We start from the raw sequence: 25,418 nt of genomic DNA, 5'->3' as shown, positions 1-25,418 counted from the left end.
GATCTCCCGCCCTTGAACAGTCGCCGGCATCAGTGCCCCTCCCCTTCAGTCGAGAAATTGGCGCCGAGATAGGCATCGAGCACCTTCTTGTTGCTCGCGATCTCCTCGGGCGTCCCGTCGGCGATCTTCTCGCCGAAGTTCAGCACGATCAGGCGTTCGCAAAGCTTCATCACGGCCTTCATGTGGTGTTCCACGACGATGAAGGTCATCCCCTCGTCACGCAGGCCGCGAACCAGCTCGATGATCTCCTCCATCTCCGCCGGCGTCAGCGCTGCCATCACCTCGTCCAGCAGCAGGAGTTTCGGCGAGGTGCACAGCGCGCGCGCAACCTCGACACGGGCACGCTCCGGGAAGGACAGGTCCCCGGCACGCTTGTCCGAGATCGCGCCGATGCCGACCCTTTCCAGGGTTTCGGCGGCGAAGGCGCGCGCATCCGACAGGCTGCGGTTTACGAGACCGCCGGTAACCACATTGTCCAGAACGGTCGATTCCGCGAAAAGCGCGACGTTCTGGAATGTCTTGGTCAGGCCGGCCTTGGCCACCCGGTGCGGCTTCAACCCGCCGATGCTCTGTCCGTCGAAGATCACCTCGCCGGAGCTCGGCGGGTAGATGCCGACCAGCACGTTGAAGAGCGTCGTCTTGCCAGCGCCATTGGGACCGATCAGGCCGATGATCTCGCCCGGCGACACAGAGAAGCTCACGTCGGAATTGGCCACCAGCCCGCCGAAGCGCCGGGTGACATTCCTGACTTCAAGAAGATATTCGCTCATGCCCGGCTCCTCCTGACAAACCGGTCTCGCAGGGACTCGATCATCGCGATCAGGCCATGCGGGTTGAGAAGGATGACGACGATCAGCAGCACGCCATAGGCGAATTGCGACAGGCCCGCCACGGAGGCTCCCAGATAGGAATTCGCCATCTCCTCAAGCGGGATGATCACGAACGCCCCAACCCATGGGCCGTAAAGCCGCCCGGCGCCGCCCAGGATGACGATCAGCGCCATTTTCACCGATATCGTCGCAACCCCGAAGATCGTGTCCGGGTCGAAGAAGAACTGGAACTGCGCATAGAGCGTGCCCAGCATCGCCGTCAGGATGGCCGAAAGGATCGAGGCGTAGAGCTTCACCCGGTAGGTGTTGACGCCGATCACCTCGGCGGCGACCTCGTTTTCCTTGATCGCCCGCAGGCGGTAGCCGAACGCGGATGTCTGGACCAGCCAGAACACAAGTGAGACCAGCAGCATCGCCCCGAGGAACAGATAGTAGTTCGGCAACACGGTCTGGAACTGGAGCGCCCAGATGCCGGCGTCCGGCCGGTAGGGAACCGAGATGCCAACCGGCCCTCCGGTCAGGCTGGTCCAGGAGTTGGCGACGACCCGGGCGACCTCGCCGGCCGCAAGCGTGGCCAGCGCGAAATAGTGGCCCTTCAGCCGAAGCGTCGGCAACGAAAGAACCAGGGCGAACAGTGCCGCGAGCACCATGCCGACAAGGGAGCCAAGGATCGGCGACACACCGAAGGAGCTGAACAGGATGGTGGAACTGTAGGCACCGATGCCGAAATAGGCCGCGTGCCCCAGCGAGATCTGGTTTGCCAGCCCGCCGACAATGTTCCAGGCCTGCCCCATGGCACAGAACAGCAGCATCAGGCAGAGAATACGCAGCGTGTAGCCAAAGGGGTCCATCGACAGCGGCATGACGATGAGGATCAGGACAACCGCTGCAAGCGCGGCCAGGGAAAGGGTATTCGTGCGTGTCATGAGCGCCTCCGGGCAACGATGCCTTCCGGCCGCAGTGCAAGCACGAGGATGAAGACGGTGAACAGCGCCAGGTTCTGCAACTGGATCGGCATGAACAATGCCGAGAAGGACTGGATGACGCCCACGGCGATGCCGCCGATGATCGCGCCGGTGACCGACCCCAGCCCGCCAAGCACCACGACGGTGAACATCAGCACCGCATAGCCAGAGCCGACGGACGGCGAGGCGGTGATATAGGGCAGAACGACCGAACCGCCGAAAGCGGTGGTACCAACGCCCAGACCAAAGGCGACGGCATACATCAGGTCGGTGTTCACCCCCATCAGCTTGGCCGCCATCGGGTCCTGTGAGGTGGCGCGCATCGCGGTGCCGAAGCGTGTCTTGTTGAGGAAAAGCCAAACCGACCCGCCCGACAGCAGTGCCATCAGAAAGGCATAGAGCTTGTCCATGCCGACCAGCACGCGCTCGCCGCCGTAGGAAAACAGCGTGAGCGACTGGGTCTGATAGGCCGTGGTAACCGAGCGGTATTCCGCGCCCATGATCATGAGCGCGGCGTTTTCCATCGCGAACATCATTCCCACGGTCAGGAAGATCTGCGCGACCTGCGGGGCGCCGAGAACCGGGCGGATCAAGACGCGCTGCACCAGCATTCCGAAGGCGAAGGTGACCGCCAGCGCGATAAAGGCGCCGAGCAGCGGATCAATGCCAAGGAAGTGCCAGCAAAGCCAACCGATGAACATGCCGACCATCATGAATTCAGCGTGGGCGAAGTTCACGATGTGCATCACGCCGAAAACGAGGCTGAGACCGATCGCCAGCACCGCGTAGACGCCGCCGATCATGATCCCGTCCAGCAATGTCTGTAGCAGGATGATCAATTGTTCCATTATCCCCTCACGAGGTTCGCCGGGAAGGGTGCCCCCTCCCCGGCAGCCTGGATACCCGCTCGCGCGGGGCGCAGATGGTCGGGATCAGAGGCTGTGCCAGACAGCCTCGGCCTTGGCGTATTCGGCCGGCGCGACGGTGACGAGCTCGTTGCCACGCCACTGCACCATCATCGGCACGGCGTGGATGTTGAGGCCGGTCTCGTCGAACTTGATCTTTCCGCCCGACATCACCGTGGCCCAGCCCTCGTCGAAGGTCTCCGAGGCGATCACATCGCGGATCTTGCGCGGGTCGGTCGAGGCCGACTTCTCGAGGGCCGAGGCAAGAACGCCCATGCAGGCCGCGTGTTCCTGTGCCTCGTGGACCATGAAGTAGCCGAAGCGCTCGCGGAACCGGTCGGTGTATTCCGGCGCCTGATCGTAGGCGGCAGGCGAGATCGACAGGACGTCGTCCGCCAGTTCGCCGAGACCGTTGCGGAAGTCCGGGATGATGTAGCCCGCCGCGCCGCCAATGGTCGGCAGGTTGATGCCCTGCTGCCGCATGTTGCGGATGATCAGGAGGCTGTCGTTGAGATAGGAGACCGGGAACACCGCCTGGGCCTCGGTCCGGCGCAGCTGGTTGATCAGCGGCGAGACGTCGGTGATGCCGAGCGGATAGGCCTCGTCCATCACCACCTCGACGCCATGCGCCGCCGCCGAGTTGCGCAATCCCTTGGCCTGTGACGTGCCGTAGGCCGTGTCCTCGTACATGATCGCGATCTTGGTGATCTTATCACCGGCCTTTTGGGCGAGGTCCAGCGTGTGGGTGATCGTTGCGTCGCCCAGCTGCGAGGCCTTGGACACCACCTGGAAGATGTTGTGGAAGCCGCGGCCGGTCACCTGATCCGAGAACGACATGGTCAGCAGCGGCACGCCGCGCCTTTCGGTGACCTCGGAGATCGCCAGCGTCAGCGACGAGGCGAACGCACCGAGCACGGCGCAGACGCCGTCCTGAGACATCATTCTCTGCGCCACCGTGGCGGCCTGCGTCGGGTTCGACGTGGCGTCGGAGACGATCAGATTGATCTGCGCTCCGCCCAGCGACTTGATGCCGCCGGCGGCGTTGATCTCGTCGGCCACAAGCTGGATGCCATTGCGCGAGTTGATGCCGAACTGGGCATTGGCTCCCGACAGCGGCTGAATCACGCCGACGTTGATCGTGTCGGCAGCAAACCCTCGGCGCGCATAGAACGGCATGGCCACGGCCGTTGCGGCACCGGCGGCCAAAACCTGCCGGCGCGACAGGCGGAATCCTGATTTCGACTTGTCCTTGGTCATCTCGTCTCCTCCCAAGATAGGTTGCCCGGACTGTCGCGCCGGGCGTTGCGCAAATCAGATTCCCATTTCGTCGAAGACGTCCTGGGCGGTACGGAAACTGTCGATGCCGGCCGGCACGCCGCAGTAGATGGCGATCTGCAACATGATCTCGCGGATCTCATCCTTGGTGAGACCGTTGTTGATCGCGCCGCGCACGTGCAGGCGCAGTTCGTGGCTGCGGCCGAGAGCCGAGATCATGCCGAGGTTGAGGATCGAGCGCTCGCGGCGTCCGAGGCCGGGGCGGTTCCAGACCTCGTCCCAGCAGTATTCGGTCACGAGCTGCTGCATCGGCCAGTTGAAGTCGGTCGCCTTGTTGACGGAGGCGTTGACGTAATCCTCCCCCAGCACCTCGCGGCGGGTCTTGAGGCCGGCGTCGAATTTCTCGCCAGCCGGCGTGCCGTCAGGGCGCTTGGTCGTCGTGCTCATCTCAATTTCCTTCAGTTTCTCTCAGGTAGGGGTGTGTCGATGGGGCCGGCAGCCAGCAACGTCAGAGCTTCATCCAGGTAGCTGGCGAAAAGATCGGGGTGCTCGCTCATCGGGAAATGCCCGAGATCGGGCATGACGATCTGCCGGGCACCCGGCATCAGTGCACAGAGCCGCGCGCCATCTTCGGGCGTCGCGGAATAGTCGTAGGCGCCCGATAGAAGAACCACGGGAAGCCGTCGCGCATCGATGGCCGGGGCAACCTCGGCGCCATCGAACTCGAGCGAATAGAACGCCAGATCCGCCTGATAGATGCCCGGCGCGGCCTGGGAGTAGATCCAGCCAGCGCGGCGGCGGTAGCCTTCCGGCGAAGTCGGCGCCATCAAGCCGCGCACAAAGGCGCCATTGTGAAGACCGGCATGAACCGCGACATCGTTCTGCCCGCGGTTGATCCGGCCGGTGGCGCGAAACGGCGGCTCGATTGGCAGCGCCGCGCACAGCAACTCCGGCGCGCGCGCGGCGCAAAGCAGCGTCACTGCCGCTCCCATGGAACACCCGGCAAGGATCGCCGGCCGACCGACGACCTGCGCCAGATAGGCCTTCACCCAGTCGAGATAGCGTGCGGCGGTCAACCGGTAGGGCGCGCCGTCCCAATCGAGCGGCGGAAGCGACCTTCCGTGAAACGGCATGTCGGGGGCATGAAGCTCATAGCCGGCCCCAAGCGCCGTATCGGCAAGCTGGGCCTGAAACTGGCGCGCATCCGCCCCGGCCGTATGCAGGAACACCAGCGGCGTGGCGCCCGGCTTGCCGGAAATATCCGTATAGATCTCGAGCGGCCCCTCGGCACATTCGAGCGTCAGATAGCGCCCAGCGACCCCTGTGAGGCTGCGGGAACGCACCGGCGCGGCTTTTTCCGGGGCTGCGAGCGCGAGTTCGAAGACGCGTTCCAGCGCGGCGCGCGCCTGGGCGAGCAAAAGCGCGTCCCCGCTGGTCGCGACAGCCGGATTGGCGATCTGCAACGCCGTGAACCCTTGATGGCGCGGCGGCGGCGGCGTTTCCACCATCCGTCGAAGCACGTCGGGATCAAGCACAAGCTCCAGACCCGCAGGTGCCTGCGGATCGGCGAGACCGAAGCGACAATCGCGAATGACGACAACCGCGCGATCCGGGCCGCAACGGATTGCAAGCGTGCAATCCAGACCCGATGAAAGCCGCTCGAGCTCGGCATCGCCCGAGATCCCGGCAAGACGCCCGACAAGGATATCGAAGAGCTCAGCCACGGTGGGAAATCGCATCGACGTAGCGGTAGATTTCGGTGTGATCGGCACCGTTGTCCAGCGCCTCCGTTGCGGCGTTCCACTCCTGCGAAGTCAGGGACAGGAGGCCCATCTGCAGGCCCATGTCCCGCGCAAGTCCCGCCGCAATGCCGATGTCCTTCGACATCAACGACATATCGAAGCCGGAATTGAAGGCCCCCGACAGGATGAACCTCTTCACCTTGTTCTCGGTGGTGTTGTTGCGGCCGGTGGAGGCGTTGAGAATGTCCGTGATGACGTCCTGATCCAGGCCGAAGTCCCGCCCGACGATCAGGGCTTCCGCAGCGGCGAGCGCGCCGGCGGCGGAGACATAGTTGTTCAGTACCTTGATCACATGGCCCGCGCCGAGCTTGCCGGCGCGAAAGACCCGAGCCCCCATCGCCTCGAGGCAGGGCATGGCCCGGTCGACAGCATCGCCGCCGGCCATGATGGCCAGAGTGCCGTCGACAGCCTTGCTCACGCCGCCGGAGACGGGCGCGTCGACAAGGGAAAGCCCACGCGCTTCGAGCACCTCGGCGAGTTTCAGCGTATCGCCGGGAACGGAGGAACTCATGTCGATGACAAGCGCGCCCGGCGCGACATCGGCGAGCGCCTGCTCATCGCCGATCAGGCAGGAGGCGACGATGGCCGAGGTCGGCAGCATCGTGATGACGATGGCCTTGCCGGCAGCAGCGGCCCTGGCGCTGTCGGCCACCTTGCCGCCCTTTGCCGCAAAGCTTGCCCGCGCCGCTTCCGAACGATCGTATCCGGTGACGTCGAACCCGGCGGCGACCAGGTTTGCGGCCATTGGCAGACCCATCCGGCCAAGACCGATGAAAGCGACCGATCCAGTGAGCTTGCCAACCTGCGCGGACATCCATGCACCTCCCATTGAGCAGCCACGACGGCCGCGTGCAAGGGATGGCTAGCAGATTGTCTGACAAACTTGCAAGCTGAAAATCTGTCTCGCGGACAGAACCACCCCGCCGGAGCGGCGTCGTGGCGGCTATCGCTTGCTCAGGATATGAAGGGCGACCTTGCTGCTCTCATCGACATGGCGGACGCTTGCAAGGCGCGCCGCATCGGCGTCGCGCGCACAGATTGCCGCCGTCACCTCACGGATCTCCTGCACACTCTTCGGCAACCGATCCGGCTGTGTCATGGTTGTCGAGCGCAGGAGGGTCACCCGGTTGTGCAGCGAGGTCAGAACGCTTTCCACGAATGTGTTTCGCGCGCCCTGGATCAGGCAGCGATAGAATTCCGTCTTTCGCGCGACCAGTTCCGCCGTGTCGGCCTTGTCCTTTGCCGCGCGGGCAAAGGCGTCGCAGGCCTCCTGCAAGCGGCGGTGCTCCTCGTCCGTGCCATGGATTGCGAATTCAGCCCCGCAGAACCCCTCAAGCAGGGCCCGGAAGGTGTAGAGCTGCTGCGCCTCCTCGTAGGTCACCTTGCTGACGAAGGGACCGCGATGCGGCTCCGTCTGGATCAGGCCCTCCGCCTCAAGCTGGCGCAGCGCTTCGCGAACCGAGGTGCGTCCGACATCGAACATCTCGCAAAGCTCGCGTTCAACCAGCCGGTCCCCCGGCCGGAAATGACCGAGCGAGATCAATTCCCGCAGCTTTTCCTCAACCAGATGCCGAATCGTGGCGCGTTGCTTGGAAATTTTCAGCACCGGCTTGTCCATGAACTGCTCAACTCCTTCGTCTCGAGGCACGCGCCCCGTGCATCCCCGCCCCTCACCGGCATAACCCACCGGCGGGACCCACTCGGATGTCATTTCGTATTTTGTCTGATTTATCGCATTGTCAGACAAACTGCACATGTGTCATGTCTTAGCACGACTTCCGGGACGAACACAGGCTGAACCCATATGACCCTGTCAGATCAGAAGAATTCGCCCAGGTCCGCTGACTGGGAGGTCATCGCCCTGCGCTACGCATCCAAGAAGCTTCCCGCCAGCCACGCCCTTCTCGACCCTGATCCACACGAGTGCGAACACCAGCTCGACTATTTCGTCTGGCTCTGCCGCAACGGCGAGCGGACGGTGCTGGTCGACACCGGATTCGACCGGGTCGAGGGCGAAAGCCGTGGCCGTGTCATGCAGATCCATCCCGTCGACGCGCTCGCCAGAATCGGCGTTGCCGCAGCGGACATTACCGACATTTTCATAACTCACCTGCATTACGATCACGCAGGAAACCTGAAATATTTCCCGAACGCCACCATTCATCTTCAAGATTCCGAGATGAGCTACGCAACGGGGCGCTGCATGTGTCACGCACGCATGCGAAAACCCTTTGCCGTCGCGGATGTCACGACTGCCGTCGAGTTGGTCTATCGCGACAGGGTGCGATTCCACGATGGCGACTACCGGTTGTTCCCGGGGCTTCAGGCAAAACACGTCGGTGGACATTCGAAAGGACTTCAGATCCTGGTCGTCGACGGTGATGCACCACTCGTGATCGCCTCCGACGCCGTGCATCTCAGAAAATACCTGCAAACCGACGAGATCTTCCCGATGTTCAGCAACTACCTCGAGACAGTCGAGGGATACCGCGTGCTGCGCGAGATGATGGACGAAGGAGCGGAGATCCTCCCCGGCCACGATCCAGATGTCGTGACGCTCTATCCGCGCGTGGAACCGGACTGGGAAGACGCCGTGATTGTCCGCAAACGCGGGGCCTGAGCCCTCCCCGTCGTCACCGCCCAGGGTCGGCAGGTCGCCAGAAGCATGCAAAAGCCCCGCGCGGTACGGACCGCGCGGGGCTCTGTCGTTCAGTCCCGGCCAGACGGGATCAGTCGACCCGGTCGAGCACGTCGGCAAGCGTCTCGGCCATGCGGGCGATCTGCCCCGGCTCGACGATCAGCGGCGGCGACATGGCAATGGTGTCGCCGGTGAAGCGAACCATCACACCCTCGTCGAAGCAGCGGGTGAAGACATCATAGCCACGCGCACCGGGCTTGTTGTCACGAGCCGAAAGCTCGACACCGGCGACAAGGCCGATGGTGCGGATGTCGACCACATTCGGCTTGCCACGAAGCGCGTGCATCGCCTTCGCCCAGGTCTCCTCAAGCTCGGAACCGCGTGTGAGAAGCCCCTCGCGCTCGTAGATGTCGAGAACGGCCATGCCGGCGGCGCAGGCGACCGGATGCCCCGAATAGGTGTAGCCATGGGCAAGCTCGATGGCCGCCTCGTCACCCTGCATCAGCGCATCGTGGACGTGGCCCTGCGTGAAGACCGCGCCCATCGGCAGGACGCCGTTGGTCAGCCCCTTCGCCGTCGTGAAGATGTCCGGACGAACACCGAAACGGTCCACTGCGAACGGTGCGCCGAGGCGGCCGAAACCGGTGATGACCTCATCGAAGATGAGCAGGATGCCGTGGCGGTCGCAGATTGCGCGCAGGCGCTCCAAATAGCCCTTCGGCGGCAGCAGAACTCCGGTGGAGCCGGCAACCGGCTCCACGATCACGGCGGCGATCGTGTCAGCGCCATGCAGCGTGACGAGCTTCTCCAGGTCATCGGCGAATTCGGCGCCGTATTCCGGCTGGCCGACGGAGAAGGCGTTCCGCGCCGGATCGTGGGTGTGGCAGATGTGGTCGACGCCGCCCAGCAGCGTGCCGAACTGACGCCTGTTGCCGACGATGCCGCCAACCGAAGTGCCGCCGAAGCCGACGCCATGGTAGCCGCGCTCGCGGCCGATCAGCCGGGTGCGCGTGCCTTCGCCACGGGCGCGGTGGTAGGCAAGCGCGATCTTCAGCGCGGTATCGGCCGACTCCGAGCCCGACCCGGTGAAGAAGACATGGTCGTAGCCGCCCGGCGCCAGATGCGTCAGGCGCTCGGCGAACTCGAAGGCGATCGGATGGCCGATCTGGAACGACGGCGCATAATCCATCGTCATGAGCTGCTTGTGGACCGCGTCAGCGATCTCCTGTCGGCCGTGGCCGGCGTTGCAGCACCAAAGGCCGGCGGTGCCGTCGAGGATCTCGCGACCGTCGGCGGCCTTGTAGTACATGCCCTTCGCCTCGGCGAGGAGCTTGGGAGAGGCCTTGAAGCGCCGGTTCGACGTGAACGGCATCCAGTAGGCGTCGAGCGGGCGGTTGTGGCCGGCGTCGGCAGACATGTGATCCATGATCGATCCTCCAGAAAATTCCCCTGCCACCAATGAACACGCAAAGAGATCGGGAAACAGCCTGTTTCTTCTCTCGCGCAACATATTGATATAACTTGGTACGAGCCGCAAACGTTCAGGATCGTGAACAGGAAAATCGACAAATGCCGGCAATGACGGACGAAGACGGGTTCGTGCGCACCCTCGGGCCGAAGCTCAAGGCCATCCGCCTTGCGCGCGGGCTCTCGCAACGGGCGCTGGCGCGCAAGGCGGGCGTGACCAACGCGACGATCTCGCTGATCGAATCGGGGCGCATGAACCCGTCGGTCAGCGCGCTGAAGCGGGTGCTCGACGGCGTGCCCATCGGGATAGCCGAGTTCTTCGCGTATGAGCCCGAACCGGAAGAGCAGGTGTTCTTCGCCGCCGAAGAACTGACCGAAATCGGCAAGGGTGGAATTTCCTACCGCCAGGTCGGCGGCGCGCTTTTCGCCCGCAGCTTGCAGATCCTGCATGAAACCTACCAGCCGGGCGCCGACACGGGTCGCGTCATGCTAACCCATGCCGGCGAAGAGGGCGGCGTCGTCATCAGCGGCAGGCTGGAGGTCACCGTCGGCGAGACACGCAAGATCCTTGGCCCGGGAGATGCCTATCTCTTCGCAAGCACAAGCCCGCATCGCTTTCGCGCTGTCGGCCCGGCCCCTTGCGTCGTCGTCAGCGCCTGCACGCCGCCGACGTTCTGAGACAGGCGGACAGGATCACTCCTCGTCGCGTCGGGACCAAAGGCCCTGCGAGGTAAGAACCACCAGCATCAGCAGATAGAGCCAGGCCGCGCCCAGAACCGTGACAATGAGAACCGGGTAGCCGAATGTGAACACGGCGATCAGCCACAAGGCGAAGATGTTGGCGGCGAACGCCCAACGCTCCATCTCACCACCCAGACGGGCGCTCCTCAGAAAGAAGCCGAAGACGGGAACGTATTCGAGAAGGCGGATTGCTCCACCCGGCGCGGGCGTCGCGGCCGCGGCACTGGCAGGGGTCGTCATATTGGATTGTCCGTCCGTTGCGTTGGTTGCGTTCGTGCGCCCCAACCAGCCGGTTCGCCCTTCAGGCGAAATCAGGCCAGCCCTCCTGGGGCGCGGAACCAACTTTGACGTGGACGCGCATCCAATCCCATGCGACCGCCCGCCACTGCGACAATATGTACGCGTTTCCCCGCACTTACGGGGGGACACATCCGGATCAGCGGCAGTAAGGGCTCCGCCTCGGCTTGGTGTCGAAGTGCATGTGGTCGTCGTGATAGGCATCGCTTCCCGGCCCAAGAACCGTCGTGAACGGGCCGCAGGCCGCCTTGCGCACGGCGCGCTGGAACCTTGCGTCAACCGTCATGTCCTTGTCCGCACGCGGGAGCACCGAAAAATTGCCACCATCCGCCAGCGTCACTCCGCGCATGTCGAGGGCCCGGCCAAAGGCATGCTCGGAGAGCCGGGCGCCCGGCTGCCGGTTGCGCCCGCGACACTCATACGCACCAGCAACGCGGATCGTTGAGATGCCTGTCCCGTAGTGCTTGCTGGCGAGTTCCGACAAGGTTCCGGATACGAAATCCGCAACCTTTCGCGCCGTGTCGCAGGCAAGGATCGGCGCCGGATCGAACAGCACCGCTCCCATCGAGGAAAGCTCCACCGGCTCCTCGACGCCACAGCGCGCCTGTGTCACCGCATCCGGGCGGGCGACGACCTTGGCCCCCCTTGCCCTCAGGTCGCCAAGACATGAGGAGGCGGCTTCAGGCTTCGTAGCCTCCGCTTCCGGGGCCGGCTCGGGTGTCGGAGCCGCGGAGCCGAGCGGCAAAGGCTTGTCCCTGGGCTTTTCCGCGGGCTTTCCAGCGGGTTTCTCCGCCGGAGCCGGTTCGGGCAGAGCGGGAGGATTGTCGACTGCGTCTTCCGCTGGCTTGTCACGCGGGTGCGGCGTATCGGCAGCCTCCGCCGGCAGGACGGACAGGCAGCCGGCGACCAGCGCCAGAGCAAGCAATCCACTCCATGGGGCAGACAAGCCCACAAGCAGCCGCGCGCGAGAGGCAATCGCGCCGCCATATCCGCCGTGATCTTCGCACCGCGTCCTGCGTTCAGTCATTCCTCTCGCCGCTCCTATTTCAGCGTACCGCCGATGCGCGCCCGCTCTGCTCATTCCTTTGCCCCGCCTGAAGGAAACGCCTGACGCCGTCGTATTGTTCCGCGAGCACCTGCAATCGCGCGCACTCGGAACCTCGCGCGCCCTTGCAGCAATGGCAAGGCGACGCGATGGACAGGCGCGCGCTTGCGTATATCCTCTTGCGCAAAGCCCGTGCACCGCAGACGGGACACATGGAGGAAGAGCCCGCTTGCGTGCTCTTCCCGGCAAAGGGGGTATTGTGTACTTCAACGCTTTCACGGCACGCATACACGTTCTGGTGCGCGGTTTCTTCTTCCTGCCGGGACTGCTGGCCGTTCTGGGCGTGCTTCTGGCGGTTGCCACGGTCGCGGTCGACCGCAGCAGCATCGCCACCAGCCTGTTCGACTACGTCGCCTTCCTGAACATCAGCGCCGATGGCGCCCGGTCAGTGCTCAGCACCATTGCCGGCGCCATGATGACGGTGCTCAGCCTCGTCTATTCGCTGACCCTGGTGGTCTTCACCCTGGCCGCCGGCAACATCGGACCGCGCCTTCTTGAGACATTCACCGACAACCGCGTAAACCAGACGACCATCGGCCTGCTCGGGGCGACGTTCCTGCACGCGCTCATCGTCCTCTACATCGTCGGCGATGACGACGTTCCGCGCTTCGCGGTGGCAACCGCTATCGTGCTGGCGACCGTAAGCTTCTTCTGGCTTGTCTATTTCGTTCACGACACGGCACGTCGGGTCATGGTCGACAACGAGATCGCCCGTACGCAACGCAAACTGCGTTCGACAATCGAACGGCTCCTGTCGGACGAACCCCGCGAGGAACCCGACGATAGGGAAGCGCTTCCGAAAGAAGACGGGGCTCCCGTGCCGGCGGCCCGCTCCGGCTACATCACGGCTATCGGGACCGCCCCGCTTCTCAGCGAAGCCTCCGCCAAGGACGGTTTCATCCGCATTGTGGCGGTGCCCGGGCATTTTGTCATCCAGGGCCAGCCGATCGCCTATGTCTATGGCGAGATCGAGGGCGACCGCGTGCGCAGAGCCGTGCGGATCGAGGATGCCCGCACTCCGGACGGCGACATGCAGTTCGCCATCCATCTGACCCTCGAGATCGCGCTCAGGGCGCTTTCTCCCGGCATCAACGATTCTTATACGGCGATCAGTTCCATCGACCAGCTTTCAGCCTCGCTCGCCCTCATCCTGCAGCGCGGCGTGCCGTCCTCGCTGATCTGCGACAGCGACGGAAAGCCGCGCGTCTGGGTTGAGCTCCTGGAGGTGAAAGACATGGTCGGCACGGCGTTGCACCCCCTGCGTCGCGTCACGCGCGGCAACGTCATGGTCACCATGCGTCTCGTCGATGCGGTCGGGCGCATGGCGCTGGTGACGCGGCGCCATCACGCGCCGATCCTGGCCGAGCACCTCCTGCTGATCGCATCCGGAGCCTGCAGATCCGTCGATACGCGCGAAGATCGCACCGCCATCGCCGAGTTGATCCGACGCGCCCGGCGATCGATTCACGCCGCGCGCGGTCGCCACTGAAACGCAGGACGCCGCCAGGTATCTCCCGGCGGCGTCTTCGTTCGGTGTCGCTCCCGTGCGATCAGTTGTAGGCAATCGGCACGGTGAAGGGCCAGGTACGACGTCCCGCACCAGCCGGGATCGGCGGGAAAGGGGCAGCCTTCTGCACCATCTTGACCGCCACCCGGTCCAGAACCGGATCGCCGGAGCTACTGCGGATCGATATCGCCGACACCGAACCCGACGTCTGTACGACAAAGTAGACAGTCACCGTTCCCCGGCGGTTGCCGGCATCGCGGCTGCGACGGCGCGCGCGCTCCAGCTTGCGCTGGACGAGGCCGCGATAGTTGGAGACGTCGGCGTTGCCCATCTCGCTGGTCCTGCCGGTCCGCGATGCGCCCCCCCGGCTTGCCGTGGCGTTCGACTGACCGCCGGCCCCCTTCTGTCCGCCGGCCTTGCGGGCGCGCGCCGGCTTTTCCTTGCGTCGCTTGACTTCCTTCGCCTTGCGAGCCGGGGCCTCGCGTTTGACCTCGGCGATCTTGAGATCCTTGGGCCGGCCGCGCGGCGTCGGCGCCGCCTCGACAACCGCTGCCTCGACAGTTTCCGTCGGTGCGGTCTCGGCGACTTCGGCGGGGGCCGCCTGCACCGCCTCCGTGACTTCGCTCACCGGCTCGCTGACCGTCGCATCCGCATAGGCAATCTCGGCGGGAACAGACGCGGTGAGTTCGGGCACGGCCATGTCGGCGGGCACCTGATCGGCCACGGTGGCCTCCTGCACCGGTCGGGCCGCGGAAACCTCGGTCGCCTCCTCGACCTCCGGCGCCAGCGTCGGGTCCGAAGCTTCCGGCTCAAGCGACTCGACCAGCGCGGTCGACTCCTCCCTCGCCTTGTCGGCCTCGGGCGCATCGACGGGCTGCACTTCCTCGGGCTTGACCTCGCCGACCTCCTCGCCCTCGTCCATGTTGCCGGCCTGGATCGCGTCGACGAAGACCTGGCCGAGTTCGGCCGAGACAACCGGTCCGCCGCCGGCCAGCAGCGTCGGCTCCTCGCCAGAGGTAAACCACCCAACGGCACCAGCATGGGCGGCAAGCGACAGCACCAGCGCACCGGCGATATGATAGCTCCTAAGCCTCATTGATCAGCTCCCACCCCCGCATCCGGGGTTGCGTTCGCGGTGCCCTCCGGCGTGTCGGCCGGCAGGTCACCTGCCGCTTCTGGCGTCTCGCCCATGGTGACGAGCGAAACCTTCGAGGCACCCGCCCGATAAATCGTGTCGACCGTCTCCAGCAGCACACTGGCATCCAGCTCCCGGTCGGCCGCCAGGAGAACCGGCGGTCCGGCGGGCGTCGCGGCTTGCGCCTCCGCCGTGTCGGCAGGAAGCGGCGGCAGTTCTGCCGCACCCTCGCTGGCCAGTTCGGCCAGATAGGCCTCGGCGGTGATGACGGCGCCGCGATAGCGCAGCGCCCCCTGCGCATCGACGAAAAGCGCGTCCGGCGGAGGAAGCGGCGGCGCGTCCTCGGTTTCGACGAGGTCGACCTCAGGATCGACCGGAGGCGAAAGCTGGCCGGCGATCAGGAAGAAGATCAGCATCAGGAACACAACGTTGATCAGCGAGATCGTGCTCTCGGCCTGGCGTTTCACAGCGGGCCTTGGAAGACGGATCATGTCCTACCTCGCAACAACGACCTTGAGCCGGTCGCCCGCCCGAAGGCGCTCCAGGGCGGTGACCAGATCCTGGGCGCGCGCGCCCTCCTTTGGAACCAGCAGCGCGGTGTCCGCACCGCTTTCGGCAAGTTGCTCGATCTTGGCGCGCACGGCCTCAGCGTCGGCGAAGCGCTCGCCGTTGATGGCGAGCCCTTCCGCGTCGACGGTCGCGAAGATCTTCGGGCGCGGCGCGGTGCCCCCGCCACCGCCCGGCGCAGCGATCTCGACGCTGGCGAACCGGGTGAAGGTCGAGGACAGCATGAAGAACAGCAGCAGCAGAAAGATCACATCGATGAGCGACGTGAGCGAAAGCCGCCGCCGGCTCGGTCGCGGCAGGTCAATGCGCATGGACGAGCCGCTTCACCGGGCTGACCGTGTCGCCGGCGTCGAACGCGGCTTCGCGCAGGTCTCCCGCATTCAGCGCGCTATCGATGAGCACGGCCGAGGACAGGCTCTCGATGGCCATGCGCTCGTTGTCGATCATGCCTTCGAAAAAGGTGACGACGATGGAGACCGGCATGGCGAGCGCGAGGCCAGCCGCCGTTGTCATCAGCGCGACCCAGATACCGCCGGCGAGCAGCGAGGGATCGACGGCATTGCCGGCACCCTGAAGTTTCTGGAACGCCTCGATCATGCCGAGCACGGTGCCGAAGAGGCCGAGCAGAGGCGCGATCTGGGCGATGGTGTCGAGCGGACGCAGGCCACGGCCCAGCCGGTGCAGCCGGATTGCGGCGATGCGCCCCACTTCGTCTTCGGCAAGGGACTTGTCGGTGTTCGCCCGCTCGGCCGTGGCCATCGCGACGGCCACAGACGCGCCGGTGGGGCCGCGCGCGTCGGAAACAAGCTGACGCGCCTCGGCGCGCCGGCCATGCACCCAGAGGTAGACGGCCCGCTCGGCGCGCCGGCGGCGACCGACGCCCTCGAGCGCGAACTGGACCAGCTTGATCAGAATGATCGCCAGTGCCACGACGGACAGCGCCCCGATGATCGCGACAACCGGGCCGCCAAGCTCGAGGAAACCGACGATTTGAGCGAGAATGTCGGCGAAGGACATGGGAGCGCTTCCTACTGAACGAGGGGAATGGCGGACCGGCTCGAAAGGGCAAGGGTGGCGCTGCAATGCGCCGCCGCGCCCTCACCACACTGGGACGGACCGTTGACGAGGATGCGCCCGAGGCGGGCGCATCCGATGCCGGCGAGATCGAACTGGCGCACCGAGGTCTTGCTGGCCTCGAGTGCACCGAAGTCGAAGGTGGTCAGCCGCTCCACGAGCCCGTCCGCGTCGAAGAGCACGAACTCGTAGCGCGGTTGCGGGATATCCCCGCCGGTGGCGTTGGAGACGACGAATGTCAAACGGCAGCCGCCGGCACCGGTGTCGGCCAGCTTGTTGAGCTCGATGCGCAGCTCGGAAGCGGATTTTTCCTCCGCCGGCTTCGCCTCGGCCTCCCCGGCTCGGGCCTGCCCCGCCCAGATGGCGGAGGCGGTCAGAGCCGCCGCCACCATGATTTCGATCCGTCGTCCCATTGTCCGCTCCCGCTTGGCGTTACCAGCCGATCGTCTTGGCAAGGGTCAGCTTGAACGTCCGCCCCTTGCCGTCGTCGCCGGCCAGATTGTTGCGATAGTGCTTGTCGAAGAGGTTATCGACCGAGGCGCGGAACTCGAGCCCGGCCAGAGCGCCGTCATCAGGCTTCCAGTCGGCGAAGAGGTTGTGCACCGCGTATCCGGCGAAGGGGCCCGTGGTCGCGCCCGTCGACATCGACCCGGCGAAAAGACCGCGCCAGCCGAAGGACAGGTCGTATTGCGGCAGCTTGCCGCCGAGGGTCACCGTCAGGGTATCGGCCGGAATGGTGTTCAGCGTCGCGCCAGTCGACTTGTTCTCGCCGTGAACATGGCTGTAGCCGAAGTTGGCGAAGGCATAGTCGGCGTCATAGGCTGCCTCCACCTCGATGCCATAGATCTCGGCATGGGTGACGTTCTGGTAGTAGGACACCGGCGTCGCCAGACCCGTATTCGGGTTCGGCACGATCATGTCGCGCAGGTCGTTGTAAAACGCCGTGGTCTTGAGCTGAACGCTGTCGCCGTCACGCACCAGGTCATAGGCGGACATCGAGAAGCCGATTTCGGCCGCGTTCGACTTTTCCTTCTGCAGGCCAAGGCTCATTCCCCGGCCTCCCGGGTAGGTGCCGTCGGGCGGATTGGTCGAGAACAGCTCGTCAAGCGTGGGAACGCGCTCCGTGTGAGCGACGGAGCCGAACAGCGAGAACGCCTCCGTCACCTTGTACATGACCGCAAGCTTGGGCGAGAAAGCCGTCTCGTGACGGGTGGACGCGCCGGCGACGGAGGAGTCAGGTTCCAACGTGATGAAATCGACGCGCGCGCCCGGGATGATCGTCAGCCGGTCGTTCCAGGTGAACTCGTTCTGGAAAAAGACACCGAACTTCGTGTCGGTGCCTTCCGGATGAAAGCTGATCGCGCCCGACGTCGTCTCGGCCGTGCGCTCCTGGTAGCTCGTCTGCGCGCCGAACGTGAAGTGGTTGGTGAAGTTCTCTCCAAGGTGCTCGATCGTGTTGTCGGCCCTGGCGGAATAGGTCCGATATCCGTAGTCGCCATCCTGGAACAGCGGGCTGGGAATGAAGGAGCTTGAATTGCCCTGCCACACCTGCGTGTCGGAGATCGAGAAATTGACGTTCAAGTCAAGCCAGGGGGTGTCGCTCGCCGGATTCTCGTAGGAGACCACGAAGGTCTGGTCCGTGATGTCCCGGTCGATCGTGCCGAACACGGGGAACGTGCCCGTCTGCGAGTATTCGGTGTTGTCGCCGTCACTCTGCCAGCGCTCGTAGGAGACGCGCAGCACCTGCTCGTTGTCCTGGCCAAAGCGGTGCGTCAGCTTGGCAAGGCCCGAGAAGGAGGAGAACTCCGAACCCGTCACCTCGACACCGCCGCCGGCGTCGTAGTTGTCGGCGCGGCGGAAGTTGCCGTTGAGCAGCATCTCGGTCTGCTCGGAGAAGGCAAGCGCCGCGGTGATCGAGGCAAGCGCACCGGCCTTGTTGGAATCATACATCGTCTTCAGACGAACCGCGCCGGTTTCACCATCCTTGATGAAATCCGACGCATCCTTGGTCGTGAAGTTGATGACGCCACCGAGCGCGCCGGATCCGTAGAGCGTCGAAGACGCCGGGCCGCGCAGGACCTCAACGCGCTTGTAGAGCTCCGGGTCGGAGAAGAAAGAGCCCATACGGTACTGTTCGTAGAACTTGGGCGCCCCATCGACAGTGACGATGATCTTGGACTCGTCCGCCGAGGACAAGTCACCAATGCCGCGAATATTGAAGGACTGGCCGCCGATTCGATCCGACCCGACGACGGTCACGCCCGGCACCTGCTGGAAGATCTCGCCGATGGTCATCGGCTGTTCGGCGTCGATCGCCTCCTGGTCGAGAACGGTGACCGCCTGCGGCGTGTCGATGGCCACCTTCTCGATCCCCGCGCCGACGACGATGCGCTCGAGCCTGGTGGCCTCGTCACGCTTCGACGCCTTAGCCCCCGCCGGCGCGCCATCGGCGCTCTGCGCCATGGCCGTCGAGGCCGTCATCAGCACACCGAGCGCCACGCCACTGCACAGCAGCACGCGATGCCGTGCCCGAATATTCAATTCTCGCGAGCTAGCCAGCCCCATTTCACGCCCTCACACACACACTGATTCGACGGCTAGCTGGCGCTTGCTTGCTTGCTGTTCGATTGTTGATAATTCTTGAGCACTCAACTCAGGTATTGAACTCGATACAAAACATGAGTTATTCAGTCAAGTAACAGATCGCGTTGCCGATCTTGTCCACAAAGCGTTCGGCCCCCGAAGCCAGCCAGCGACTCCCTTTCGCCACAGCGTGCCACGCGACCGGCCAAAGGGATGCCAGCATAGGTCCGAACCGGCATGTGCCGAGACAGCCAGACATGGGATGCGCCTGCGCAAGCCCCGGTCCCGTGCTCGCCATCCGTTCCCGAAAAGGTGACCTATGAGAAGAGAAGCCACGGATTTCGCCCACGTTCGCCACATGCGTTCGGAAAACCCGAAGATGCGCGAGCGCGATCTCGCTCACATGCTCGAGCTCAGCGAGGCCGAATTCATCGCCGCCTTCTGCGGACACGGCGTTCGCCGCGTCGACGTGCGCTTCGATGACATCTTCAAGGGACTGGCCGAGGTCGGCGAGGTTCTGGCGCTGACCCGCAACGAAAGCGCCGTGCACGAGAAGCCGGGCGTCTACGACAAGTTCATCCCCGGCAAAGGCGCCGCGATGATGCTCGGCGAAGACATCGACATGCGCATGTTCCCCTCGGTCTGGAAGCACGGGTTCGCGGTCGAGAAGCCGCAGGACGACGGGTCGGTGAAGAAGAGCCTGCAGTTCTTCGACGCCCATGGCGACGCCGTTCACAAGATCCACACCCGCGACGCGACCGACATGGCCGCCTGGGATGCGCTGGTCGAGAGCCTGATCGCCGTCGACCAGGACCCGGGCCTGCTCGAGGATGTGACCCCGCGCGAAGTGCACGAGCGCGTGCCGGCCGATCCGGCGCGCGCGCCCGAGCTGCGCACCCGCTGGCAGGCAATGAACGACACGCACGACTTCTTCGGCCTGCTGCGCGACATGAAGCTGCATCGCCTCGACGCGCTCGGCATGGCGGGCGATGAGCTGGCGTGGAAGCTGGAGGCCGATGCGGTGACGGCGATGATGGAGCGCGCCTCGCAAAGCGGCCTGCCGATCATGTGTTTCGTCGGCAGCAAGGGCTGCATCCAGATCCACACGGGCCCGGTGAGCAAGATCGCCACCATGGGCCCCTGGATCAACGTGATGGACCCGGGCTTTCACCTGCATCTGCGCACCGATCACATCGTCGAGGTCTGGGCCGTGCGCAAGCCGTGCGAAGCCGGCCATGTGACCTCGGTCGAGGCCTATGACGCCAACGGCGATCTGATCATCCAGTTCTTCGGGAAGCGCAAGGAAGGGCTCGACGAACTCGTGGACTGGCGCGGTCTGGTCGAGGGACTGCCGCGCGCCGCCTCCAGCCAGCCCGCGCTCGAGCCGGCGTGAGGCGGACGAAGATCATGGAAAAGACACATACGCGCACGCGCACCGCATCCCCCGTCCTGGCGTCGGGGATTGCCCGTGCGGCTTTCGGCGCCGTACTGGTCGGTCTTGCCGCCCTGTCGCCGGCCTTGGCGGCCGATGAGCTCGCCAAGGCGGAGAAGATCGTTTCCATCGGCGGCGATGTAACCGAGATCGTCTATGCGCTCGGCGAAGGCGAGCGGCTGGTGGCGCGCGACACCACCAGCTCCTTTCCCGCCGAGGCGCTCGACCTCCCGGATGTAGGATACATGCGCGCGCTCTCTCCCGAGGGCGTGCTCTCGGTGAAGCCCGACGGGATCCTTGCCATCGACGGCAGCGGCCCGCCGCAGGCGCTTGACGTGCTGAAGGCGGCCGGCGTGTCCATGGTGAGCGTGCACGAGGGCTACGACCGCCAGGCAATCCTTGACAAGATCGTCGCAGTCGGCGGCGCGCTTGGCGTGCAGGACAAGGCCGCGAGCCTTGCCGACGAGGTTGCCGGCGACCTGGACGCAGCCGTTGCCGAGGCGCACGCGCTCGACCGCAAGACGAAGGTTATCTTCGTGCTGTCGCTGCAGGGCGGCCGGGTGCTTGCCTCCGGCGAAGGCACGGCGGCCGCCGGCGTGCTCCGGCTTGCCGGGCTGACAAACGCCATCGAGGGCTTTTCGGGCTACAAGCAGATCTCCGACGAGGCGATCATCGCCGCAGCGCCCGACGCGATCCTGATGATCGATCGCGGCGAGGGCCATGCGGTCGCACCGGAAGCCGTCTTCGCCAATCCGGCATTGGCTCAGACCCCGGCCGGACGCGACAAGCGGCTGGTGCGCATGGACGGCCTCTACCTTCTGGGCTTCGGACCGCGCACCGCCAAGGCCGTGCGCGACCTTTCGGCAAAGCTTGCCGCCGACGGCCTTTGAGGGAGCACACGCCGGTCATGGCCATCAGCACCCTGCCAACCCGGCCAGCACGCTCCGGCGTGCTGGCCGAGGCGCGCTTCGGCAATCGCGAGCCGCTCGCCCGGCTCGCGATTGCCTGTCTCGCGGTGTTCCTTGTTCTGGTGGCAGGGTTCTCGCTTGCCATCGGCCCGCTCGATATCGACCTGTCCCGGGAGATCGGCGCACTCTTCGGCAACGCCAGCGCGGAAGCGGCCGATGCCCTGCGCGACAGCGTCATCCTCTGGCAGGTTCGCCTGCCGCGCGTGCTGCTGGGGGCGCTCGTCGGCGCGGCGCTTGCCGTCTCGGGCGCAATGATGCAGGGGCTCTTCCGCAACCCGCTCGCCGATCCCGGCATTGTCGGCGTGTCCGCCGGCGCGGGCCTCGGCGCCGCGTCGATGATCGTGCTCGGCGGCACCGCCCTGGCCCCGCTGTACCTGCTGCTCGGCATCTACGCACTGCCGCTCGCTGCCTTCTTCGGAGGTCTCCTGACGACCTTCGTTCTCTACCGCATCGGCACGCGCGGCGGCTTCACGTCTGTCGCCACCATGCTTCTGGCCGGCATCGCGCTGGCAGCCCTCGCGGGCGCGGCAACCGGGCTTCTCGTCTATGTCGCCGACGACCAGCAGCTTCGCGACCTGAATTTCTGGCTGCTCGGCTCGCTGGCCGGCTCCACCTGGCAAAAGCTCGCCGCCGTTGCGCCGATCATCGGCATCGTTCTCCTGACTATCCCTGTCTTCGCCAACGGCCTCAACGGCCTCGTGCTCGGGGAAGCCGCCGCCGGACATCTCGGCGTCAGGGTGCAGCGGCTGAAAATCGTCTGCATCGTCGCTGTCGCCGCAGCCACCGGCGCCTCGGTCGCGGTCAGTGGCGGCATCGGGTTCGTCGGCATTGTGGTGCCCCACCTGCTGCGGCTGAGCATCGGGCCCGATCATCGCCATCTGCTGCCGGCATCCGCGCTGCTCGGCGCAAGCCTTTTGATCCTTGCCGACACGGTGAGCCGTACCATCGTCTCGCCGGCGGAACTGCCCATCGGCATTGTCACGGCGATCGCCGGCGCACCCGTCTTCCTGTGGATCCTTCTCGGACGCAAGGGACTGACCCAGGCATGAACATGACAACGCCCCTCCCCCTCGAGAGCCTCGACATCCGTGACCTCGATGTGCGCTACGGCACGCACAAGGTCGTCGACGGGGTCAGCTTCCGCGCACGCGCCGGCCAGCTCGCGGTGATCATCGGCCCCAACGGCTCCGGCAAGAGCTCGCTGCTGCGCGCCGTCACCGGCGAGCTTTCGGCTGGCGGACAGGTGATGATGAACGGTCGCCCAACGAGCGATCTGTCGCCGGAGGAAATGGCGCGCCAGCGCGGCGTCCTTGCCCAGCACACGACGCTTGCGTTCCCGCTCACCGTCGCCGAGGTGGTGCGTCTGGGCATCCTGCGCCTGCGCACCAGCCGCGCCCATATCCGGGAACGGGTTCTGGAAGCGTTGGAGAAGGTGGATCTCGACGGCTTTGCCCCGCGCCCCTACCATAGCCTGTCGGGCGGCGAGCAGCAGCGCGTGCAGCTTGCCCGCGTTCTGTGCCAGGTCTGGGAGCCGGTCACCGAAGAAGGCCCGCGCTGGCTGTTTCTGGACGAGCCGGTGTCGAGCCTCGACATCCGTCACCAGATCCTGATCATGGACATCGCCGCCGGGTTCGCACGTCGCGGCGGCGGTGTTGTCGCGGTGCTGCACGACCTCAATCTCACGGCGCTTTATGCCGATCAGGTGCTGGCGATGAAGGCGGGCCGCCTGCTTGCCGACGGAAGCACCCGGGAAGTGATTACAGACGGGCTGGTTTCAAAGGTCTTCGACCATCCCTTGAGGGTCGGCGCGGTGCCCGCGCCGGGCATGCCCTTTATTCTTCCGCAGACAGGCGGGGCAGCGGCGGCGGAAACGCCGCGCGCGGTCGCGAAGGGCTGAACCCGCTCCCCACCAACGCTCCAGCGTTCTTGGTTCAGGCTGGCGCCGCAGCGGCGCGGGCGCAATCGGCGCAGCGCCCCCGCAGTTCCACCATGGACTTGCGCAGGATAAACCCGGTCTCGCCGGCAATCGCCTTCAGGTGGCCAGCGAGCCGGTCGTCGCTCAGTTCCGCCACCTGGCCGCAGTCGTCGCAGATGGCAAAGGCGACCGTTTCGTGCCCGTCGCAGTCCGGGTGACGGCAGGCGACAAAGGCATTGAGGCTCTCGAGCCGGTGCACCATGCCGATCTCGACGAGCTTTTCAAGCGCCCGGTAAACCTGCGGCGGCGCGCGGAAACCCTCGGCGCGCAATTCATCCAGGATCGTGTAGGCGGTGAGCGGCGCCCTGGCTTGCGACAGGGCGCGCATCACCAGCGCCTGGTTGCGGGTGAGCCCCTCCGTCGGGGCGTGGTGATGGTCATGATGAGCGCTCATCGCTCCGGCCTTTCCTGTTGCGGCGCCGCGCCGCGCGTCGGGCGCGCGCCCCGTGCCAGCCGCGTGAGAACACCGGCGGCCGGCGACATGGCGAGCACGAAGAGCACGAGCGCGGCGACGACAATCGACGGTCCCGAGGGCGTGTCCCACTCCAGCGAGGCGAAGAGCCCGCCGGCGACCGCCGCCATTCCGGCAAGAGCGGCGACGACGGCCATCTGCTCCGGCCCGAAGGCGATGCGTCGCGCGGTCGCCGCCGGGATGATCAGCATTGCCGTGATGAGAAGCACGCCGACAATCTTCATGGAGATGGCGATGACGGTCGCCATGAGCAACATGAAGATGAGATTGGCCCGGTCTGGCCGCAGTCCCTCTGCTTCGGCCAGGTCGCGGTTGACTGTCGCGGCAAAAAGCGGCGTCCAGATCGCGGCCAGAACCGCAAGAACTGCAACCCCGCCGACATAAACGACGAGGATGTCGAACTTCGACACCGCCAGGATATCGCCGAAGAGGAATCCCATCAGGTCGATCCGCACCCAGCTCATGAAGCCGAGCGCCACCAGACCGATGGCAAGCGACGAGTGGGCGAGCAGCCCCAGAAGCGCATCGGAAGAGAGCGTCGCGCGCCGCTGCAGGAGAAGCAGCAGCAACGCCACCAGCGTCGCGACGACGAAGACCGCGAGCGTGACGTTGATTTCCAGCAAAAAGGCGATGGCAACGCCGAGCAGCGCCGCGTGGGACAGCGTGTCGCCGAAATAGGCCAGCCTGCGCCAGACCACGAAGCAACCGAGCGGACCTGTAACCGCCGCCACGCCGAGGCCGGCGACAAGCGCCCTGGTGAAGAAGTCATCGAGCATGGCCGGTCTCCGTCTCGCCTGCGGTTTCCTGCACATGAGGGCGGGAATGATCGTGAGCCCCGCCTTGGTCGTGGTGCCCGTGATGGCCGTCGTTCGGGTGGCAATCCTCGGAGATCGAACCGTCCGCATGGCGCACGCGACCGTCGGGGAGATGCGTGTGGTCGTGGCGATGCTCATAGACCGCCAGCGTCGAGCTTGCACGGGCACCGAAGAGCCGCTGATAGGCGGGGCTCGAGGCGACCGCCGTCGGCGCGCCCTGGCAACAGACATGGCCGTTCAGGCAGATCACATGATCGGTCGCCGCCATGACCACATGGAGATCATGGGAAATCAGCAGCACACCGCAGCCCAGTTCGTCGCGGACTTGCGAAATCAGGTCATAGATTGCGCTTTCGCCAGAAAAGTCGACGCCCTGGACCGGCTCGTCGAGCACCAGCAGGTCCGGCTTTCGCGAGATCGCGCGGGCAAGAAGAACCCGCTGAAACTCGCCGCCGGACAGCTCGCGCACCTCCGCGTGGCGCAAATGGGAAACGCCGGTGGCGGCCAGCGCGCGTTCCGCCTCCTCGCGCGCCACGGGTCCCGTCAGACGCATGAACCGCTCGACATCGAGCGGCAGCGTCCAGTCGATGGAGACCTTCTGCGGCACATAGCCGACCCGAAGACCGGCCATGCGCTCGGAGCGCCCCTCGCTCGGTGGCAGGAGCCCCAGCGCCATGCGCGCCGTGGTCGACTTGCCCGAGCCGTTCGGCCCGATCAGCGTGACGATCTCACCACGTCTGACGGCAAGATCGACGCCGCGCACAAGCCAGCGGTTGCCGGCACGAACGCCCGCGCCGGCCAGAGAAACCAGCGCCGGAGCTTCGCCCGATCCGTTTTCCGCCATTTCATGTCCCGCAATCACAAG

The 25,418-nt window shown here is 65.4% G+C and carries 27 protein-coding genes; 7 read left to right on the top strand and 20 right to left on the bottom strand.

The window, feature by feature from the left end; all coding sequences use genetic code 11:
- Window positions 1-29: 29 nt before the first annotated feature.
- From ACN0WF_RS10225 to ACN0WF_RS10190, 8 genes are all read right to left on the bottom strand, one after another.
- Window positions 30-770 carry an ABC transporter ATP-binding protein gene (locus ACN0WF_RS10225; protein WP_417772717.1) on the bottom strand — a complete coding sequence of 247 codons (741 nt, stop codon included), beginning with the start codon at window positions 768-770 and terminating at the stop codon, window positions 30-32.
- On the bottom strand, window positions 767-1,756 hold the full coding sequence (locus ACN0WF_RS10220) for a branched-chain amino acid ABC transporter permease (protein ID WP_417772716.1): 990 nt from the start codon (window positions 1,754-1,756) through the stop codon (window positions 767-769). The genes ACN0WF_RS10225 and ACN0WF_RS10220 overlap by 4 nt, the downstream gene beginning before the upstream one ends.
- On the bottom strand, window positions 1,753-2,643 hold the full coding sequence (locus ACN0WF_RS10215; RefSeq protein ID WP_417772715.1) for a branched-chain amino acid ABC transporter permease: 891 nt from the start codon (window positions 2,641-2,643) through the stop codon (window positions 1,753-1,755). Before ACN0WF_RS10215 ends, ACN0WF_RS10220 begins: the two co-directional genes overlap by 4 nt.
- Window positions 2,644-2,727: 84 nt before the next feature.
- On the bottom strand, window positions 2,728-3,957 hold the full coding sequence (locus ACN0WF_RS10210; RefSeq protein WP_417772714.1) for an ABC transporter substrate-binding protein: 1,230 nt from the start codon (window positions 3,955-3,957) through the stop codon (window positions 2,728-2,730).
- 54 nt (window positions 3,958-4,011) lie between these two features.
- Window positions 4,012-4,422 (bottom strand): carboxymuconolactone decarboxylase family protein, encoded by a 411-nt coding sequence (locus ACN0WF_RS10205; protein WP_417772713.1) that lies wholly within the window; start codon window positions 4,420-4,422, stop codon window positions 4,012-4,014.
- Between the two features lie 11 nt (window positions 4,423-4,433).
- On the bottom strand, window positions 4,434-5,699 hold the full coding sequence (locus ACN0WF_RS10200) for an alpha/beta fold hydrolase (RefSeq protein ID WP_417772712.1): 1,266 nt from the start codon (window positions 5,697-5,699) through the stop codon (window positions 4,434-4,436).
- Window positions 5,692-6,591: an NAD(P)-dependent oxidoreductase gene (locus ACN0WF_RS10195; protein WP_417772711.1), complete on the bottom strand. Its 900-nt coding sequence runs from the start codon at window positions 6,589-6,591 to the stop codon at window positions 5,692-5,694. The genes ACN0WF_RS10200 and ACN0WF_RS10195 overlap by 8 nt, the downstream gene beginning before the upstream one ends.
- A 129-nt stretch (window positions 6,592-6,720) precedes the next feature.
- The gene (locus ACN0WF_RS10190) at window positions 6,721-7,395 is read right to left on the bottom strand and encodes a GntR family transcriptional regulator (protein ID WP_417772710.1); all 675 of its coding nucleotides are present in this window, start codon (window positions 7,393-7,395) and stop codon (window positions 6,721-6,723) included.
- Between the two features lie 186 nt (window positions 7,396-7,581).
- Between ACN0WF_RS10190 and ACN0WF_RS10185 the strand changes: the two genes are divergently transcribed.
- Complete coding sequence (locus ACN0WF_RS10185; RefSeq protein WP_417772709.1) at window positions 7,582-8,397, top strand: N-acyl homoserine lactonase family protein; 816 nt, start codon at window positions 7,582-7,584, stop codon at window positions 8,395-8,397.
- A 109-nt stretch (window positions 8,398-8,506) separates the two neighbouring features.
- Here the strand turns inward: ACN0WF_RS10185 and ACN0WF_RS10180 are convergent, their stop codons facing one another.
- A complete protein-coding gene (locus ACN0WF_RS10180) occupies window positions 8,507-9,832 on the bottom strand; it encodes an aspartate aminotransferase family protein (protein WP_417772838.1) in 1,326 nt (441 codons plus the stop codon).
- A 161-nt stretch (window positions 9,833-9,993) separates the two neighbouring features.
- Here ACN0WF_RS10180 and ACN0WF_RS10175 point away from each other — a divergent pair, with 161 nt between their 5' ends.
- Window positions 9,994-10,560: a cupin domain-containing protein gene (locus tag ACN0WF_RS10175; protein WP_417772837.1), complete on the top strand. Its 567-nt coding sequence runs from the start codon at window positions 9,994-9,996 to the stop codon at window positions 10,558-10,560.
- Between the two features lie 15 nt (window positions 10,561-10,575).
- Here the strand turns inward: ACN0WF_RS10175 and ACN0WF_RS10170 are convergent, their stop codons facing one another.
- Together ACN0WF_RS10170 and ACN0WF_RS10165 are read right to left on the bottom strand one after the other, a co-directional pair.
- Entirely contained in the window at window positions 10,576-10,863 is a 288-nt protein-coding gene (locus ACN0WF_RS10170; protein WP_417772708.1) for a hypothetical protein, read from the bottom strand.
- A 196-nt stretch (window positions 10,864-11,059) separates the two neighbouring features.
- On the bottom strand, window positions 11,060-11,947 hold the full coding sequence (locus ACN0WF_RS10165) for an extensin family protein (RefSeq protein WP_417772707.1): 888 nt from the start codon (window positions 11,945-11,947) through the stop codon (window positions 11,060-11,062).
- A gap of 277 nt (window positions 11,948-12,224) precedes the next feature.
- Between ACN0WF_RS10165 and ACN0WF_RS10160 the strand changes: the two genes are divergently transcribed.
- Window positions 12,225-13,514, top strand: coding sequence for a DUF2254 domain-containing protein (locus ACN0WF_RS10160; protein WP_417772706.1), 1,290 nt, complete (start codon window positions 12,225-12,227; stop codon window positions 13,512-13,514).
- A gap of 61 nt (window positions 13,515-13,575) precedes the next feature.
- Here the strand turns inward: ACN0WF_RS10160 and ACN0WF_RS10155 are convergent, their stop codons facing one another.
- From ACN0WF_RS10155 to ACN0WF_RS10130, 6 genes are read right to left on the bottom strand one after another with little or no spacing between them, the layout of a single operon-like run.
- Entirely contained in the window at window positions 13,576-14,628 is a 1,053-nt protein-coding gene (locus tag ACN0WF_RS10155; protein ID WP_417772705.1) for a TonB family protein, read from the bottom strand.
- Window positions 14,625-15,158: an ExbD/TolR family protein gene (locus ACN0WF_RS10150; RefSeq protein WP_417772704.1), complete on the bottom strand. Its 534-nt coding sequence runs from the start codon at window positions 15,156-15,158 to the stop codon at window positions 14,625-14,627. The genes ACN0WF_RS10155 and ACN0WF_RS10150 overlap by 4 nt, the downstream gene beginning before the upstream one ends.
- Before the next feature lie 3 nt (window positions 15,159-15,161).
- Window positions 15,162-15,545 carry an ExbD/TolR family protein gene (locus tag ACN0WF_RS10145; RefSeq protein WP_417772703.1) on the bottom strand — a complete coding sequence of 128 codons (384 nt, stop codon included), beginning with the start codon at window positions 15,543-15,545 and terminating at the stop codon, window positions 15,162-15,164.
- Window positions 15,535-16,251, bottom strand: a complete 717-nt coding sequence (locus ACN0WF_RS10140; protein ID WP_417772702.1) for a MotA/TolQ/ExbB proton channel family protein — start codon at window positions 16,249-16,251, stop codon at window positions 15,535-15,537. The genes ACN0WF_RS10145 and ACN0WF_RS10140 overlap by 11 nt, the downstream gene beginning before the upstream one ends.
- Before the next feature lie 11 nt (window positions 16,252-16,262).
- Window positions 16,263-16,721, bottom strand: a complete 459-nt coding sequence (locus ACN0WF_RS10135) for a hypothetical protein (RefSeq protein WP_417772701.1) — start codon at window positions 16,719-16,721, stop codon at window positions 16,263-16,265.
- A 19-nt stretch (window positions 16,722-16,740) separates the two neighbouring features.
- Window positions 16,741-18,825, bottom strand: coding sequence for a TonB-dependent receptor domain-containing protein (locus ACN0WF_RS10130; RefSeq protein ID WP_417772700.1), 2,085 nt, complete (start codon window positions 18,823-18,825; stop codon window positions 16,741-16,743).
- 385 nt (window positions 18,826-19,210) lie between these two features.
- Here ACN0WF_RS10130 and ACN0WF_RS10125 point away from each other — a divergent pair, with 385 nt between their 5' ends.
- From ACN0WF_RS10125 to ACN0WF_RS10110, 4 genes are read left to right on the top strand one after another with little or no spacing between them, the layout of a single operon-like run.
- Window positions 19,211-20,284, top strand: a complete 1,074-nt coding sequence (locus tag ACN0WF_RS10125; RefSeq protein ID WP_417772699.1) for a hemin-degrading factor — start codon at window positions 19,211-19,213, stop codon at window positions 20,282-20,284.
- A 14-nt stretch (window positions 20,285-20,298) separates the two neighbouring features.
- Window positions 20,299-21,213: a heme/hemin ABC transporter substrate-binding protein gene (locus tag ACN0WF_RS10120; protein WP_417772698.1), complete on the top strand. Its 915-nt coding sequence runs from the start codon at window positions 20,299-20,301 to the stop codon at window positions 21,211-21,213.
- Between the two features lie 17 nt (window positions 21,214-21,230).
- Window positions 21,231-22,340 carry a FecCD family ABC transporter permease gene (locus tag ACN0WF_RS10115; protein ID WP_417772697.1) on the top strand — a complete coding sequence of 370 codons (1,110 nt, stop codon included), beginning with the start codon at window positions 21,231-21,233 and terminating at the stop codon, window positions 22,338-22,340.
- A gap of 2 nt (window positions 22,341-22,342) precedes the next feature.
- On the top strand, window positions 22,343-23,188 hold the full coding sequence (locus ACN0WF_RS10110) for a heme ABC transporter ATP-binding protein (protein WP_417772696.1): 846 nt from the start codon (window positions 22,343-22,345) through the stop codon (window positions 23,186-23,188).
- A 34-nt stretch (window positions 23,189-23,222) separates the two neighbouring features.
- On the opposite strand, the gene ACN0WF_RS10105 is transcribed toward ACN0WF_RS10110, so the two are convergent.
- Genes ACN0WF_RS10105 through ACN0WF_RS10095 form a run of 3 tightly spaced genes read right to left on the bottom strand, consistent with a single transcriptional unit; the run spans window position 23,223 to window position 25,397 of the window.
- The gene (locus ACN0WF_RS10105; RefSeq protein ID WP_417772695.1) at window positions 23,223-23,660 is read right to left on the bottom strand and encodes a transcriptional repressor; all 438 of its coding nucleotides are present in this window, start codon (window positions 23,658-23,660) and stop codon (window positions 23,223-23,225) included.
- Entirely contained in the window at window positions 23,657-24,514 is an 858-nt protein-coding gene (locus tag ACN0WF_RS10100) for a metal ABC transporter permease (RefSeq protein ID WP_417772694.1), read from the bottom strand. The genes ACN0WF_RS10105 and ACN0WF_RS10100 overlap by 4 nt, the downstream gene beginning before the upstream one ends.
- The gene (locus ACN0WF_RS10095) at window positions 24,504-25,397 is read right to left on the bottom strand and encodes an ATP-binding cassette domain-containing protein (RefSeq protein WP_417772693.1); all 894 of its coding nucleotides are present in this window, start codon (window positions 25,395-25,397) and stop codon (window positions 24,504-24,506) included. Before ACN0WF_RS10095 ends, ACN0WF_RS10100 begins: the two co-directional genes overlap by 11 nt.
- Window positions 25,398-25,418: the final 21 nt, after the last annotated feature.

The sequence above is a fragment of the Stappia sp. genome (assembly GCF_048268045.1).
GTDB lineage: Bacteria > Pseudomonadota > Alphaproteobacteria > Rhizobiales > Stappiaceae > Stappia.
This window is presented reverse-complemented; position numbering and strand designations above follow the sequence as displayed.